At 52.2% G+C, this 15,582-nt stretch carries 12 protein-coding genes; 5 read left to right on the top strand and 7 right to left on the bottom strand.

What is annotated here, in order from left to right:
* Positions 1-12 precede the first annotated feature (12 nt).
* The gene (locus MKJ04_RS19190; protein ID WP_241643285.1) at positions 13-3,228 is read right to left on the bottom strand and encodes a SusC/RagA family TonB-linked outer membrane protein; all 3,216 of its coding nucleotides are present in this window, start codon (positions 3,226-3,228) and stop codon (positions 13-15) included.
* Positions 3,229-3,810: 582 nt separating this feature from the next.
* Positions 3,811-4,632, bottom strand: coding sequence for an MOSC domain-containing protein (locus MKJ04_RS19185; RefSeq protein WP_241643284.1), 822 nt, complete (start codon positions 4,630-4,632; stop codon positions 3,811-3,813).
* A gap of 251 nt (positions 4,633-4,883) precedes the next feature.
* Here MKJ04_RS19185 and MKJ04_RS19180 point away from each other — a divergent pair, with 251 nt between their 5' ends.
* Positions 4,884-6,815 (top strand): M1 family aminopeptidase, encoded by a 1,932-nt coding sequence (locus MKJ04_RS19180; RefSeq protein ID WP_241643283.1) that lies wholly within the window; start codon positions 4,884-4,886, stop codon positions 6,813-6,815.
* Between the two features lie 43 nt (positions 6,816-6,858).
* Here MKJ04_RS19180 and MKJ04_RS19175 read toward each other — a convergent pair whose 3' ends face one another.
* Both MKJ04_RS19175 and MKJ04_RS19170 read right to left on the bottom strand, forming a co-directional pair.
* A complete protein-coding gene (locus MKJ04_RS19175) occupies positions 6,859-7,206 on the bottom strand; it encodes a TM2 domain-containing protein (protein WP_241643282.1) in 348 nt (115 codons plus the stop codon).
* 6 nt (positions 7,207-7,212) lie between these two features.
* On the bottom strand, positions 7,213-7,518 hold the full coding sequence (locus tag MKJ04_RS19170; RefSeq protein ID WP_241643281.1) for a DUF2752 domain-containing protein: 306 nt from the start codon (positions 7,516-7,518) through the stop codon (positions 7,213-7,215).
* A gap of 337 nt (positions 7,519-7,855) precedes the next feature.
* On the opposite strand from MKJ04_RS19170, the gene MKJ04_RS19165 reads away from it, so the two are divergent.
* Positions 7,856-8,329, top strand: coding sequence for a hypothetical protein (locus MKJ04_RS19165; protein ID WP_241643280.1), 474 nt, complete (start codon positions 7,856-7,858; stop codon positions 8,327-8,329).
* A gap of 32 nt (positions 8,330-8,361) precedes the next feature.
* Here MKJ04_RS19165 and MKJ04_RS19160 read toward each other — a convergent pair whose 3' ends face one another.
* From MKJ04_RS19160 to MKJ04_RS19150, 3 genes are all read right to left on the bottom strand, one after another.
* Entirely contained in the window at positions 8,362-9,309 is a 948-nt protein-coding gene (locus tag MKJ04_RS19160; RefSeq protein WP_241643279.1) for an SMP-30/gluconolactonase/LRE family protein, read from the bottom strand.
* 214 nt (positions 9,310-9,523) lie between these two features.
* Positions 9,524-9,709: a hypothetical protein gene (locus tag MKJ04_RS19155; RefSeq protein ID WP_241643278.1), complete on the bottom strand. Its 186-nt coding sequence runs from the start codon at positions 9,707-9,709 to the stop codon at positions 9,524-9,526.
* A gap of 370 nt (positions 9,710-10,079) precedes the next feature.
* Positions 10,080-11,345 (bottom strand): DEAD/DEAH box helicase, encoded by a 1,266-nt coding sequence (locus MKJ04_RS19150; RefSeq protein WP_241643277.1) that lies wholly within the window; start codon positions 11,343-11,345, stop codon positions 10,080-10,082.
* 405 nt (positions 11,346-11,750) lie between these two features.
* On the opposite strand from MKJ04_RS19150, the gene MKJ04_RS19145 reads away from it, so the two are divergent.
* The 3 genes from MKJ04_RS19145 to MKJ04_RS19135 are packed head-to-tail and all read left to right on the top strand — an operon-like array spanning position 11,751 to position 15,581.
* Positions 11,751-12,425: a TetR/AcrR family transcriptional regulator gene (locus MKJ04_RS19145; protein WP_241643276.1), complete on the top strand. Its 675-nt coding sequence runs from the start codon at positions 11,751-11,753 to the stop codon at positions 12,423-12,425.
* Between the two features lie 33 nt (positions 12,426-12,458).
* Positions 12,459-14,198 (top strand): peptidase domain-containing ABC transporter, encoded by a 1,740-nt coding sequence (locus MKJ04_RS19140; protein ID WP_241643275.1) that lies wholly within the window; start codon positions 12,459-12,461, stop codon positions 14,196-14,198.
* A gap of 3 nt (positions 14,199-14,201) precedes the next feature.
* Positions 14,202-15,581, top strand: a complete 1,380-nt coding sequence (locus MKJ04_RS19135; protein ID WP_241643274.1) for an HlyD family secretion protein — start codon at positions 14,202-14,204, stop codon at positions 15,579-15,581.
* The last annotated feature ends 1 nt before the right edge of the window (position 15,582 follow it).

Genomic DNA, 15,582 nt, shown 5'->3' with positions numbered 1-15,582 from the left:
TGCTGTATTAAATTAAATCTTCACTCTCAAACCTGCTGTTACAGTAGACAGGGGAGAATAACGGTATGTGTCTGAGCTTCCTGCCTCTGAAGTAGAGGGGTTGAATCCGTCGCGGGCAGTGTTGATCCACAAGTTATCACCTGACACCCATACCGAAAGCCCACCTATGCCAAACTTGCTGATATAGCTTGTAGGGAGTGTATAGCTAAGACGCACATTATTAAGTGCCAAATAATTTGCTTTGGTTATGAAGCGGGAAGAAGTTGAGCTAACGTTCTTGTCGTAATCATTAGAAATTCTAGGGATATCCGTAATATCTCCTTCCTGTTGCCATCTGTCCAGAATATCTGTATGCCAGTTGTTACCGCCAGCTACTCTGTTGTGCATTAAGCCTGCGTATGTATAATCATATGCATAGCCACCAACACTATATAAAAGCTGAGCACTCAGGTCAAACCCTTTGTATCCGGCCGACAAGTTAAAGGCACCTCTAACATCTGGCAAAGCAGATTTCCCGATATACTTCTGGGTTGCTTGAGAATAGACTTTAGTAGTACCAGTGAGCAAATCCACATCAGGGTTCTTCGCCGTGAAGTCGGTTAAGCTCGTTACTTCTTCACCTTCGTCAAATGCGTTGTTCCCGTTAGCATCTTCATAATGAACAGTCCACATGCCTCTTCCATCCAGAGGATCAACACCAGCCCACTCTCTTACATAGAAATCATAGATCGAGTGGCCCTCAGACCATGCATAGGGATTCTGCACGTCAATGATTTTGGAGTTTCCCGTTGATGGGTCTATCGGCATTTTTGTGATCTCGTTGCTGAATATTTCACCATTTACGTTAAGGCTTAAACGGTAATCTTTGCCTTCAAACACATTGCCAGTTAAGTCAAACTCCAACCCTCGGTTTTTCAGATTACCATCATTTACCTGGATTAGCGCATAACCGATAGACGGTCCAACTCTTCTTTCAAAGATCAGATCATCTGTATTTTTCACATAATAATCAATGGCACCTGTCAAGTATCTGCCAAGGCCAAACTCAACGCCAGTCTGGAACATTTTAGATGTTTCCCAAGTCAAATCTGGGTTACCCTTTACATCAAAAGAAAAGGCAGGTGCATCATTCAGGTTATCTACGTTATATAAATCATAACCTGGGTAGTAACCAACCCCTGCCTGATCACCGATTAAGCCGTAGCTTGCCTTTAATTTCAAAGAGCTAAAAATTGGCAGGTTATTCATGAAGTCCTCATTAGAAACTAACCACGCTGCACCTACTGATCCGAATGTGCCCCACTTGTCTTTCCTGAATCTTGATGATCCGTCTCTTCGAATTGTGGTTGACAAGAAATACTTTTTATTGAAATCGTAGTTTACTTGTGCAAAGTAGCTTTCGAGCGAGTATTCTTCTGTATAAGAGTTGGATGGATTCTGTACTACAGCATTGCTCAGGTCTTCAATTTGTGGATCTACCAGGCTATAGCCTGATGCTGTTAAGATGTTGCGGCTCCAATTGGTTGCTTCGTGAGCTGCTAATGCCTCCACATTGTGTTCTCCAAATGTTTTGCCATAACGCAGCAAATTTAACAGGTTGTAGTTGAACAACTCTGTTCTTCTATGGAAAAGGCTACCATTTTGAGAAGCCGAACCGCCATAGTATTTGTTTCCTCTATCTACAAACTTGTTATGATAGTATTGCGCGCCTAAGCGGTTTTCGAAAGTCAACCCCTCTGCAAGGTTAAAGTTCAAGCTAGCGCTACCGTTTAGTTCGTTGCGGTTGTTTCTATTAGTATCATAGGTTGCATCAGCAATTGCATTTGTCAAGCCACCAAAACCACGAGCCGTCACGGTACCATAGTCATACTGGTTTCCGCCAAAGATAGGATCAGTAATCAACTGACCCTCAGCATCTCTCATGAATAATGGATAGATAGATGGAATGTTATCTGCAAACCAGAATATACTCCCAGAGTTACTGCTTTGGCCGTTATTATTAGTCTCTGTGCGTGAATAATTGAAATTCAAAGCCCCATTTAACCATTTGTTGATTTCCTGGCTAACGTTTAGTCGTGCTGAAAGGCGTTGAAAGCCAGAATTAATGATATACCCTTTATCTTCCAGGTAACCAAAAGAAGAGTAATAGCTGGTCTTGTCAGATGAGCCACCAAATTTCACGTTCATCTCCTGACGGCCAGAACTCTGAAATCCATAGTCTTCCCAGTTCTCGGGATCGTACTTCCTAGTAACCCCAGGTCTTACGGTTCTGGTAACTGGATCAATTAATTCTCCTCCATTTGCTACATTCCATAGGTTATACCCTGGCCTTACACCTGAGTTGGAAAATAACCTCTCATTGGCATATTCTTCTGGATCTTGCGTAATTTTAGGGTTAGCATTAGCATTATTATACAAGCCTTCCCAACTTAACCCAATGTATTGCTCTGGAGATTTAATTGTGTTATAACGCGGGAGCAAGCTCATATTTGTACCGAAGTTTGCGTCTGCCTCGATGTATGACTTCTTTCCTTTACCACTCTTTGTTGTAATCACAACTACACCATTTGCGCCTCTGGAACCGTAGATAGCCGTTGCTGCAGCATCCTTCAAAATAGTAGTAGATGCAATATCGGCTGGGTTAATGGAGTTTAGGCTTCCAGAAAAAGGAACACCATCCACCACATACAATGGAGCGCGGTTACCGTTCACAGAACCTATACCACGAATACGCACCGTTGCTTCGGTGCCAGGCTGCCCACTCGTATTAATAACACGCACACCGGCTACTTCGCCTGCTATTGCCTGAGAAACGTTCGAAACATTTTTGCTTTCAAGTTTCTCCCCGCTAACAACTTTCGCGGAACCCGTGAAGGATTGTTGTGTTGTGGTAGAATAACCTACAACTACAACTTCAGATAGCGCCTCACTATCTTCTAACAACTGCACATTGACTGTACTTCTACCGTTAACCGACACTTCTTGTGTTTTATAACCAACGTAGCGGAACAGCAAAGTTGCTCCATTCTCAGGCACGTTTAAAGTATAAGAACCGTCTACAGATGTAGTTGCGCCTACCGTTGTTCCTTTGACTATCACAGATACGCCAGGCAACCCTTGACTGGTTGCTTGGTCTGTTACCCTTCCAGATACAGTGCTACTTTGAGCCCATGCTTGCACGACAAGCAAAAACGCAAAGAAGACACTGAGTAGTAAACTCTTCTTCATGTTAGAAAATTAAGGTTAAGAAAAAATTGTTGGTTTTAGGATAGTTATTAATCCAAATATAACCCAATAATATTTCAAAGTAAAAAATTTCCCTTATGAATTAAAGAACAACCAGCCGATTAGAACAATAGTCACAAATAAACAATTTAAAATACAAAATAAATGCTACGTACAGGGTATTACCCTATATATAGCACGGTATCACCTTAAACGATGTACAAATAAAGAATCAGAAAATAATCACTGTTTTTTTATCAAAAAACCAGTATGCATGCACAACTATTGCCAATTTAATCCTATTAAGGCTATTGCCTTACCAATATCTTATGACGCGCTCTTTTCATAGAATTAAGCACAAAAATTGGTTAAGATTCTCTTTAATAATTAGTTATAAATTAATTGTATATTTTACATTTATAAGAGCACTTTAGCAAACTTTTAACAGCCCGTATCCTGTTCTATACCCTACTTTTTAGCTCAAAACAGGCACGCAGCATGCCCCCAAAACAGATAAAGATTTTTTTTAAAGGCAAAACACCATGTGTTGTATAGAAGATGCCACTTGGCGTAATATATAGCATGTCATGCTCTGGAGAGCACGTGCACTGGCTCCCCAACTCGAAGGATTCCGGTGCTTTGGGAAAGCAGGTTCTGCCCAAACATGATTTTGTTCCGCTGCTGGCGGTAGGTAGCCAGGGTACGGAGTGGCTCCACGCTTTTCTCGGCTGTGGACTGGTTGATGGTGATAAGAACGCATCGGGCGCAGGGCTTGACTGCCCGGAATGATAGGCTGCCTATGGTGAAGTCGCTCCAAATGTCCTCTGCGAATGCCTCTCCACCCACAAACACGAGGTTCGGCCGGAACTGGTCCATAGGAATGGGCTGCTCCAGGCGGCTGTTCAGATCATCCAGAGATGCCTGCCCGATGATCAGAAACGGATAGCCGTCGGCAAAGCTCACCACCTCGCCGTTGGTCGCATACTGGGGGTCAACGGGGCGGCGGGTGTGCTGCGGCATACGCACCAGCCTTGCGGGCATGCCCAGAGCAGCCGTAAACCAGGCACTGATAGCGGGGCTGACTTCCTGAGCCATGACTGTATCATCCCAAATGCTAACCTGCAGCTCCTCACCTGAGGCATTTTCTGTAGCAAAGGGTATGAATAGTGGCGCAACCTTGTCTTGCTTGTGGCGCACCTCAAGCCCTTCCGGCAGCAGCGACACTTGCAGCAGGGCCATGTGTGCATGCTGCCGCTGCGTCAGGAAATCGCCTTTTGCATCTACCAGCATCCAGCGGCGGTCGTGTTGCAGGCCGCGCTCCTCCACCACTGCCTGGTCCAGACGAATCCCGCCCAGCGATTTAATGGGGTATATGTAAATAGCGGATAGGTATAAAGCAGGTGTCATAGGCGTGTAGGTATTGTGATGGGCGACGCAAAGGTATGGGTTTCGGCAACTTTCACAAACCCGGCAGGCTTGGTGTGGATTTGTTCCGAGCATAGGTCCCGGCTTGGCCTAAGCAATAGAAAAGTGCGCGCAAGGCCAGAGAGGGATGGGTGCTTTTGCCAAAAACTCCGTAGTGTAAACTAGCATACAACCCTGCTCCCCACTGATTTATTATGCGCAAAATGCCCTCGTGTTCACAAAGCCTACTGCTGATGCTGCTTTGCTGCGTCGTGCACAGCCATACATGGGGACAGCAGTTGCGCGGCTGTGCAGCAAGCAGGCTCCATACAGCACAGCGGCAGGCGGTCGCTTCGCCGGAGCACCAGCGCCTGATGGACCGCTATGACATAACTTTCTACAAGCTGGACCTGCAACTGGAGCGCACTAGCACGTACATTGCCGGAAACGTGACCCTGGAAGCCAACGTAAAGGCCTCCCCCCTTGCCGCCTTCGCCTTTGAGCTGCACCCTGCCTTTGCCATAGACTCGGTGCTGATAAACGGCAAAAGGGAGCGCAACATAACCCGGCAGGCAAGCGAGGTAACCGTGCAGCTCCCGGCCTCCGTTGCGGCAGGCTCCCGGTTAACGGCCGTGGTATACTACAAGGGCACAGCCCCCAACGATGCCAGCGCAGCTATCGGCAACGGGTTCAACTCGGCCATAGCACCCGACTGGGGCAACAGCGTTACCTGGAGCCTCAGCGAACCCTACGCTGCGTACGAGTGGTGGCCCACCAAGCAGGTGCTCACCGACAAGGCCGATTCCGTGCACGTGTCTGTGACGACCAGCGCCGAAAACAAGGTGGGCTCCAATGGCCTGCTCACGCGCGTCGTGGATCTGCCCAGAAACCGGAAGCGTTTTGAATGGAAGTCGCGGTACCCGATTGCCTATTATCTGGTGTCGGTGGCGGTGTCTGATTATGAGGAGTACCTGCTCCGAGCCAACCCGAAGGGTGCCGCGGCTCCCATACCTATCCTCAACTACATATATAAAGGAGGAGCCTTAAACTTTTACAAGGCAGAGATAGACCGGACGGCAGACTTCATGGAGCATTTTTCAGAGCTGTTCACGCTATACCCCTTCCACCGGGAGAAGTACGGGCACAGTATGGCCCCGATGAGCGGCGGCATGGAGCACCAGACCATGACCACGCAAAGTGAGTTCTTCTTTACCCTGACAGCCCATGAGCTGGCCCACCAGTGGTTTGGTGACAACGTGACCTGCGCCAGCTGGCAGGATATCTGGCTGAACGAGGGATTTGCCTCATACGCGGAGTACCTTGCCCTCCAACGCTATGCCCCCGAAGAGGCTGCCCCCTGGATGGAAAACGCCCATGCCGTTGCCAAACTGCGCCCCGATGGCAGCGTTAAGGTAACGGACACGACCACTGTGCGCCGTATCTTCAATTTCCGGCTCTCCTACAAAAAAGCGGCCGCCGTGATTCATATGCTGCGATTTGCGGTAAACAACGACGCGCTGTTTTTTGAGGCCTTGCAAAACTACCAACGGCAATACAGTGGCAGCACCGCCTCCACCGCAGACTTGCGGCGGGTGTTTGAGGAGACGGCCAACCTGGACTTAGCCTATTTTTTCGACCAATGGTATAGCGGGGAGGGGTATCCTGTTTTCGATATAGCCTGGAACCAGCATGAAGAGCGGCTCCTGTTGCAGACCAACCAAAGCGCAAGCGGCAGCACACCCTTCTTCCGAACGGAAATGGAGTACCTGATCCGCACCACCACCGATACCCTGCTGGTGCGCCTGCCGCATAACATGCCGCTGGAACAGCACCTGCTGCAGGTAGCGGGCACCGTTGTGAGCGTGGAGGCAGACCCGCAGCACTGGCTCCTGAAAACCGTGCGCACCCTACAGCGAAACAACATGCTGGAGGTGCCCCGCATGCAACCTACGGTGCTATACCCTAACCCGGCCACAACAGAACTTGAAGTGGCCCCGCTCTCCTTTATACCCACTGCCGCCGACATCTACAACACGGCGGGCCAGCTCGTGAAGCGCCTCACGCTCAGTGGCTCCTTTCGGGCCACGATCAGGGTTGCGGAGCTGGCGGCAGGGTATTATGTGGTTATCCTCCGCAATGGCACCCAGCAGTATCGGGCCAGCTTTGTAAAGATCGACGGGAAGTAAGGCAACACTGGGCAGGACATTGGCATACATGCGCCACAGTATTTTAGTACCGCAGCATCGTCACGACTTGCTGGGCCTCCTTCACGTTGTACTCGAAGGCAAGCCGCTTGTAATTGATCAGGTCGATGATAGTGCCCACCAGGCACAGGCCCCCGGTAAAAAAGTAGAGCAGCCCCATCATGATTTGGCCCAGCCAAAAGCGTTGCAAACCGGCCAGCCCGATAAACCCGACCAAGGTAGCGATGAGCACCATCTGCGGGTCTTTTCGGCGCGCACGGTATATATTTACGAACTGCTGCGCCTCTTGCTCAGACATCTTATCCACCAGGGTTTGCACAAAGCTCATTTCGTCCGGGTCCAGTTCCGGCATCAGGTGTAGTATATTAGCCATAGTTTTTTAGGGTAGGAGGTGATTTTCAGATGGAAGCCGCCACGTCAGCAGTTGCCAGCAACGCCGCAGCAGAATCAGGATAGCCGGCAGCGCCAGCGGGTGCGCCTGCCACGAGGCCTGCCACTGGCCACGGAACAGATACGCCACGGCGTGACCCAAACCACAGCCCCAGCAGCCTTCGGCCCATACCCAACTAAAGGGGCAAAGGCTAAACAGGTGCTGCCCTTCGGGGTGCATTAGCGCCAGTGCGCCCAGCCCTGCCAACCAAAGCACAGCCTCCAGCCGCTTGTTCTTTTGTATGGTAAGGCGCATATTGGATGGGGCAAACGCCACGTTGCAGCGAAAGCCACCGACACGGCTATCTGCATTGATTGCATATAATTTAGGATAATATTCCTTCAATTAAAAATGCGCCCTAAAAAAATCTCTGCCTGGTTGCTCTTGTTGCACCAGCGCATCAGGAGCTTGGCTAGCGCTCAAGGGTTTTGACCCGGAGCGGGCGACCGGCATGCCACGTGCAGGCAACTGCCAGTTCCCGCTTTAAAATTGCTACCTTTGCGCACTTATTTTGCCACAGCAAGAAACGCACAGAATTGAACAAGCAACTGAAAAACCAGCTTAGAGCATGTATAAATTTAGCTTCCAAAAGATGAATTTTAAACATGCTCTGAAGGCACTCGCCCTTTACCAGTTCATCGGCGGCATCCTGGGCCTCGTGCTCACCCTTTGGGTAATGTTCCGGGGAGAGGTTGTCCTGACGCAGCTAGTGCTGCGTGCCTCGCTGTTTGCAGCGGGGCTGTACGTTTTCTCCATCCTCTGTGGCCGTATGCTGTACCGCAACCCGGCGCGGGGCCTTGTGTTCTCGCTTATCAACCAGGTGCTGCAGGTGGTGTACTTTGCCTTTGGGGCCTATGGGTTTCAGTATGTGGCAGGGCTTCGCATTGGGCTGGGCCTCGACATGGCCGGCTCCTGGACGTTCAAGTTCCGGGTGGCCCTCTCCTCCTTCCAGTTCGAACTCGGCACCGAAACCAGCCAGAAGCTCATTGGCATCAACCTCGTCGCGCTTTTCCTTATTTTCTGGATAGAGCGCCTGCTGGAGGGTATAAAGTCCCGTAGAAAATAGCCTTCAAAAACTCGCCCTAACCGCTTTCCCGGCTACAGTTGCCCCTGGTAAAACTCTGCTGGCACGCCGCGCACACCCGGTTTCACGGCGAAAATACCACCGCTCAGAGGGTACTCCTCCAACTGCTCCGGCGTTTGCCACTCCCGCACGGTGGTGATGTATAAGGTAGCCAGGTTTTTGCCGCCAAAGGCAAGAGAGGTGACATTCAGGGCGGGTACGCGCACACGCTGGATAATTTTTCCGGTGGCCGGGTCACAACGGATCACAGCGCCGCCGCCCCACAGCGCAATCCAGAGCGTGCCTTCGGTGTCGATCACCATACCGTCGGGAGAGCCATTTTCAGAAGCCGGCACCCGAACCACCACCCTGCCGTTGCTTATACCACCCGTAGCGTCGTCATAGTCGAAGGCCTGCACGGTATAGGTAGGCGAGTCTACGTAGTACATCGTTTTTTTATCCGCCGTCCAGACCAGGCCGTTGGAGATCGTGACGCTGTCCAGCATTATATGGAAGCTCTTGTCTTTGTCCATGCGGTACAGTGCAGAGGCCTTGGGTTTGATGTCGTGGGCCATGGTGCCCACCCACAGCCTGCCCGATGGATCTGCCTTGCCGTCGTTGAAGCGCACCAAAGTATCGTTCAGCGGCCTTGAAATGAGCGTGAGTTTCCCTGTCTTGGTGTCGAGCATCCGGATGCTGTTCTGCATCGCCAGCAATACCCCGCCTCCCTTGATTGGTACAATAGTCCCGGCCCTCTCGCCAGTCGGGAGCTGCGTGTCTTTTTTAGTGGCTGGGTCATAGATGTGCAGCATCGCCGCCTGGATATCTAGCCAGTATAGTTTCTTCTCGGTGGGGTGCCAGATGGCCCCTTCGCCGAGCCTGGCTTTGGCGTCCAGCACCAGTTTGGCAGTCAGGTCCTGGGGGGCTACAAAGGCAGCCAACGGAACCAGGCACAGCAGCAACGCAAAAAGCAGTCTATCCATACAGGAAGATTAGGTATAAAAAAGCAATTGCGCAAGTGCCTGCCCTGTATCCTGCTAAGGTTTCCAACGGAGGGCGGTCCCAAAATAAAAAGCCGACCAGTTACCTGATCGGCTTAAGTTGACGTGGGTTTTATACTGTTGGCGCGCCCTGGGTCACAGGATCATGCGCTTCAGGTGGCATACGGAAAAGGATACTGTAAACGCTAGTTACTGCCTATTCGGCAGCGGGCTTTTCCTGCACTTCGCCTTCGCTTTGTGGGGGTTGGTTCTGTGCGGCTTTTTCCTGCTCTCGCTTCAGCCTCCTGTTTTTGATTCGTTCTTCCTCAAGCATGCCTTCTGTAACAGTGTCGGCAAATTGCCTGCTAAAACCGAAGCTTTCGTCCACGGTTTTTTCATACATATCCCCTGTGTTATAGAATAAATCTGAAAGGGATCTTCTTCCTCTTCGTTTCATAACGCACTCCCTTCTTCTTTACGCACTGGCTTTTGACCAGCGCAGGTTAAAATTTAAATAAATGCACTAATTATACTATAGTATACGCAGCTTAAACAAGAATGGCCATCGGCATGCATACATAAAAACTATGTTATAACCTGTAAATCAACACTATATATGATGTCAAAACAGAAATTCAGGATTGCACAAAAATCCTGGGCATGTTTATGCTCCCAGTCAGGCACCGGATAGAGAACACATCCTGATAAACCACAAATGCCTGTGCAGGCGTAGCGGCTGCACAGGCATTTGTGTGTGTGAGGAGGTATGGCGGCTACTTCTTTTTCTTGGCTTTGGCTTTCGCCTTTTTGGACTTGGCTGCCTTAATCTTTGCATCAGTTTCCTCTGCCTCCTGTATCAGGGCTTTCCAATCGTACTTGGCCTCGGCGCTGAAGTCGATGGTGGCTTCGTAATCGTCTTTGTCTACCTGCAGCACCTTGATGTCTTTGGTCAGGTAATCCTGAATCTCGTCCAGGATCGGCTTTTCCTCCGGGCTGCAGAACGACACGGCAATGCCCTTTTCGCGCCCACGGCCCGTACGGCCCACCCGGTGCACGTAGTTCTCGGGCTGCTCGGGCAAGTCGTAGTTCACCACGTACTCTACACCCGGTATGTCAATGCCGCGGGCACTCACATCGGTGGCGATCAGCAGCTTCACGTCCCCTGCCCTGAACTTTTTCATCGCCTCCAGGCGGTCTTTCTGCTCTTTGTCGCCATGGATGGTCATGCTTTTGATGTCTACGCGCTCCATGGCTTTCATCACCCGCTCGGCCCGTACCTTGGTGCGTACAAACACCAGTATCTTTTTGTCCGGGTTTTCCTTCACCACGCGCTCCAGAAAGAAGCGCTTGTCGTCCATATCCACATACATCACGGAGTGGTCCACGTTTTTGGCTACCGGGTCTTTCGGCGATATCTGGATACGCACCGGCTTGTTTACCAGCGAGTAGGCCAGGTCCTTGATGGTGTCGTTGATGGTGGCGGAGAAGAAAAGCGTCTGCCGCTTGCCGGGCAGTTTGGTAATGAGCTGCCGGATGTCGTGGATGAAGCCCAGGTCCAGCATGTGGTCGGCCTCGTCAAGCACCAGCACCTCCACGCGGTGCAGCTGGATGTGGCCCTGGCTCACGAGGTCGAACAGGCGGCCGGGCGTGGCCACCAGGATGTCGATGCCGCTCTCCAGCTTGGCAATCTGCGGCCCCTGCTCCACGCCGCCGAACACGCAAAAGGTCTTGACGCGGGTATGGCGGCCGATCTGCTCGAACACCTCCGTGATCTGGATGGCCAGCTCGCGCGTGGGCACCATCACGACGCACTTGATCCCGTCGACGCGGCGGCGGTTTTTGTTGAACTGCAGCCTGTCGAGTACCGGTATGGCGAAGGCCGCCGTCTTGCCTGTTCCCGTCTGCGCGATGGCCAGCACGTCCTCGCCCTTCATGATGGGGGGTATGGCTTTGTACTGGATGTCGGTGGGCTTGGTGAAGTTGAGCTTTCCGAGGCTCTTCTTTATTTCGTCGGATATACGGTACTCTTCAAATCTCATGGCAATGCGAATAGTGCTTCTGCATTTACTTACGGCAAAAGCGGGATGCAAAGGTAGCTTATCTTTTTGGCATCTGCAGCGGTGGCTTGCTTTCTAACTTGTTGCCAGCTGCAGCCGCTCCGAAACCGGCCTGGTCGGTGCCCCGCCCCGGAAGCCTGCTCTATACCGGTATAGGTAAGGAGAAAAAATCCCACCCAAAATAATAGCTTTAAAATCTTTTTTGATAGCTTTACTATCATTTGTGGATATATCTCTCTAATTTTGTCCTTGTCGAACTTTGCCAGGTATAGCCCTCGCGTGCTGCAAAGCATTAAGGGTATAACAAAAGCAGGAGCCAGACTTTGGCATGGCTGGGTATACCCTACTGAACCTTTGAGCGGACCAAATATTCACTTACACCGATATATGTTATCAGCAAGCGTAAAAATCAGCCTCGACCATAAGTCATACCTGCGGGAGCCGGAGAGCACCACCCTGGGGCGGAAAATCATCGCCGAAAGCATCCGCTTGATCGATGCGCTGGGCTTTGAGCAGTTCACGTTCAAGAAGCTAGCCGCCGAGATCGGCTCCACGGAGGCGTCTGTTTACCGGTATTTCGAGAACAAGCACAAGCTGCTGGTATACCTGGTGTCGTGGTACTGGGCCTGGCTGCACTATACCGTCACGTTTCAGCTGCAGAACCTGCCCAGCCCTACCGACCGCCTGAACCGTGCCATCGAGGTGGTGGCGCGCGCCGGACAGGCCGATGACCCCTCGGTGGCGCACATAGACGAGCGCATCCTGCACCGCGTGATTGTGGCAGAGTCGTCGAAGGTATACCATACCAAAGAAGTGGACTCCGAGAACAAAGAAGGCTTTTTCCTGGAGCTGAAGCGGTTCTGCCATTACCTGGCCCTGATCGTGCTGGAGATCAACCCCGGCTACCCGTATCCGCATGCGCTCATCAGCACCACGCTGGAGGCGGCACACCAGCAGCTCTTTTTTGCCCAGCACCTGCCCTCCCTGACCGATGTTGCGGCGGAGCAGTATACAGAAACTGTAAACTTCCTGAAGCAGATGGTGTTTGCTTCTATTAAATAAGCACCGGTTGCCACAATTTAAGTACTTGTCCGGATGGATAACCTGAACACAGAAAAGAAATTCACACCGATGCAGCGTTTCCTGCAGCTGCTCGCTATCGAGCGGCGGGAGATCATGTACATGTATGTGTATGCCATTGCTGCCGGTCTCATCAGCTTGATACTGCCTTTGGGCATACAGAGTATCATCGGCTTTGTGTCGAGTGGGCAGATCACGGTGTCTATCGTGGTGCTGATAAGCCTGATCGTGCTGGCCCTCCTGATCGTGGGGGGCTTGCAGGTGATGCAGCTATGGCTGGTCGAGTTTATCCAGCAGCGCATTTTTGCGCGCACCGCCTCTGAGTTTGCCTACCGCGTGCCGCGCTTCCAGTCTGAGGCCTTGCTGAAGTACTACCCCCCGGAACTGATGAACCGCTTTTTTGACGTGGTGGTGCTGCAGAAAGGGGTCGCGAAGATTCTGGTGGACTTCTCGACGGCCGTGATCCAGATCGTGTTCGGGCTTATCCTGCTTTCGTTTTACCACCCCTACTTTATCTTTTTTGGCCTTTTCCTGATGCTGGTACTCACGCTTATCATCTGGGCCACCGCCAAAAAGGGCATCGAAACCAGCATCCAGGAATCGAAATACAAGTATAAACTGGTGGCCTGGCTACAGGAGATGGCCCGCTCGCTGAGCACGTTTAAACTCGTTGGCCATACCGACCTGCCCATGGAGCGCACCAACTTCTATGTAAAAAGCTACCTGGATGTGCGCCGGGAGCACTTTAAGGTTCTGATGACGCAGTACTTCAGCTTTGTGGGCTTCAAGACCTTTATCACCGGCGGCTTGCTGGTGCTGGGCTGTGTGCTGGTGGTGCAGGGCGAGATCAACATCGGGCAGTTTGTTGCCTCCGAGATCATCATCATCCTGATCATGACAGCGGTAGAGAAGATCATTATCAAGCTGGATGCGATATATGACGTCATGACGAGCCTTGACAAGATTGGCGAGGTAACAGACCTCCCGACAGAGGAGGCGAAGGGCATTAAACTAGACGACCTGCCGATGGAAGGCGGCCTGAGCATTCAGGCCCGAAACCTGAGCTACCATTTCCGCGACACGAAGAAGGTCGCCCTCAGTGGCCTCAACTTCACGCTGCAGCCGTCGGAGCACATGTGCCTGGCGGGCTTCAACAGCTCCGGCAAAAGCACCTTCATCAGTATTCTGCTTGGCTTGTTCCCCTCGTATGAGGGCGGCCTGTCCTTCAACGGCATTTCGCTGCACGACCTGCACAAAGGCAACCTCCGCAGCCTGACCGGGGACAATATCTCGAAAGAGCAGGTGTTTGACGGCACGCTGCTGGAGAACATCACCCTGGGCCGCGACCTGCAGATGAAAGACATCCTGTGGGCGATTGAGCTGACCGGCCTCGGGAAGTTTGTGGACACCCTGCCCGACGGCCTGCATGCTTACCTGACCGGCGGCAGCATGCGCCTGCCGGGCAGTGTGGCCCGGAAGATCGTGATGGCCCGCAGCCTGGTGCAACGCCCCAAGCTCCTGATCATAGACAACTACTGGGCAGGCATGGCCCAAAAAGACAAGATGGACTTTCTGCAGATGCTCACCAGCCCACAGTTCGACTGGACCATGATCATTGTGTCTAACGACCGCGATGTGATGCAGCTGTGCCATAAAACCCTCCTGCTCCAGGATGGCCACATGGTTGCCTACGGCAGCTACGACGAGATCAAGCAACTTGATATTTTACACGACTTAACGGATGTTACCGCCTGACCTATGGCTATAAAACCTACCATATCCGGGCAAACGGGCCAAACACACCTCGATGTGATGTCGGAGGTGCAGACCCCGCATTTAGGGCGCGCCCTTGCCTACTGGATCGGGGGCATCTTCCTGCTCCTGTTTCTTTCCCTGTTCCTCCCCTGGACACAGAATATCCGGTCGCTGGGCATCCTGACAGCGCTCACGCCCCAGGACCGGCCCCAGACAATAGAGAGCACCATTGCCGGCCGGATAGCGAAGTGGCATGTGATGGAAGGCACCTTTGTGCGACAAGGCGACACCATTGCCAGTATTACCGAGATCAAAGAGAAGTATATGGACCCGAACCTGCTGACGCGGCTGGGCGAGCAGGTGGATGCGAAAAAGGGGGCTGTGGAGGCTACAGAAGCCAAAGAAAAGGCCATGCAGGCACAAATAAAGGCACTCCGCGAAGGCCTGGTATTCAGCCTGCAGAAGGGCCGGAACAAAGTAGAGCAGTCGCGCCTGAAACTGCAGAGCGACAGCATGGATGTGGTTGCCCAGCGCATGGAACTGGCCATTGCGGAGTCGCAGTTTAAGCGCCAGGAAAGCCTTTACGACCAGGGCCTGAAGTCGCTGACAGAGTTGGAGCAGCGCCGGCTGAAGCTACAGGAGGCGCAGGCAAAGCTGGTGTCCATCATCAATAAATACGAGGCCGCGCAGGCAGAGCTTCAGAACGCGCGAACCGAACTCAACTCGCTGCAAGCCGAATACGGCGACAAAATAGCAAAAGCCGAGGCAGAGCTGAGTGCCACACGCTCCTACATTTATGGCACGCAGGCCGATGTGGCCAAGCTCCAGAACGAGTACAGCAGCACGCAGGTCCGGAGCCAGTATTACCAGATTCTGGCACCACAGGACGGCTACCTGGTCAAGACGCTGAAAGCAGGTATAGGCGAAACGATAAAAGAAGGCGAGGCACTGGCCACCATCATGCCCGAGAACCCGGACCTGGCCGCAGAGCTATACATTAACGCCCTGGATCTGCCCCTGATCAAGCAAGGCGACCCGGTACGATTGCAGTTCGAGGGATGGCCTACGCTGGTGTTCTCGGGGTGGCCGGGGGCTAGCTTCGGCACGTTTGGCGGCAAGGTAGCCGTAATTGACAACTCCGGCACCGACGGCAAATACCGCATGCTGGTGGTGCCCGACCCTGACGCTGCCCCCTGGCCCGAGGCGTTGCGGGTTGGCTCGGGGGTGTACGGCTGGGCCATGCTGAACACCGTGCCGATCTGGTATGAGATCTGGCGCCAGCTCAACGGTTTCCCGCCTGACTATACCAACGGAAAATCAACGGGCAAAAAAGAGGAAAAAACGGCAGGACAGGCCACGTACTCAGATTCAGAAACGGAATAAT

Source organism: Pontibacter sp. E15-1 (genome assembly GCF_022601975.1).
In the GTDB taxonomy this organism is placed as follows: Bacteria; Bacteroidota; Bacteroidia; order Cytophagales; family Hymenobacteraceae; genus Pontibacter.
Note: the sequence above shows the minus strand (reverse complement) of the source record. Positions and strands in the feature narration are given on the sequence as shown.

Bases quoted from the DNA above. Each gene is read 5' to 3' on its own strand.
- MKJ04_RS19170 (WP_241643281.1), bottom strand. From the start codon at position 7,518: ATGCGCCTTACCATACAAAAGAACAAGCGGCTGGAGGCTGTGCTTTGG.
- MKJ04_RS19140 (WP_241643275.1), top strand. From the start codon at position 12,459: ATGGATAACCTGAACACAGAAAAGAAATTCACACCGATGCAGCGTTTC.
- MKJ04_RS19145 (WP_241643276.1), top strand. From the start codon at position 11,751: ATGTTATCAGCAAGCGTAAAAATCAGCCTCGACCATAAGTCATACCTG.
- MKJ04_RS19180 (WP_241643283.1), top strand. From the start codon at position 4,884: ATGCTGCTTTGCTGCGTCGTGCACAGCCATACATGGGGACAGCAGTTG.
- MKJ04_RS19160 (WP_241643279.1), bottom strand. From the start codon at position 9,309: ATGGATAGACTGCTTTTTGCGTTGCTGCTGTGCCTGGTTCCGTTGGCT.
- MKJ04_RS19190 (WP_241643285.1), bottom strand. From the start codon at position 3,228: ATGAAGAAGAGTTTACTACTCAGTGTCTTCTTTGCGTTTTTGCTTGTC.
- MKJ04_RS19185 (WP_241643284.1), bottom strand. From the start codon at position 4,632: ATGACACCTGCTTTATACCTATCCGCTATTTACATATACCCCATTAAA.
- MKJ04_RS19175 (WP_241643282.1), bottom strand. From the start codon at position 7,206: ATGGCTAATATACTACACCTGATGCCGGAACTGGACCCGGACGAAATG.
- MKJ04_RS19155 (WP_241643278.1), bottom strand. From the start codon at position 9,709: ATGTATGAAAAAACCGTGGACGAAAGCTTCGGTTTTAGCAGGCAATTT.
- MKJ04_RS19165 (WP_241643280.1), top strand. From the start codon at position 7,856: ATGAATTTTAAACATGCTCTGAAGGCACTCGCCCTTTACCAGTTCATC.
- MKJ04_RS19150 (WP_241643277.1), bottom strand. From the start codon at position 11,345: ATGAGATTTGAAGAGTACCGTATATCCGACGAAATAAAGAAGAGCCTC.
- MKJ04_RS19135 (WP_241643274.1), top strand. From the start codon at position 14,202: ATGGCTATAAAACCTACCATATCCGGGCAAACGGGCCAAACACACCTC.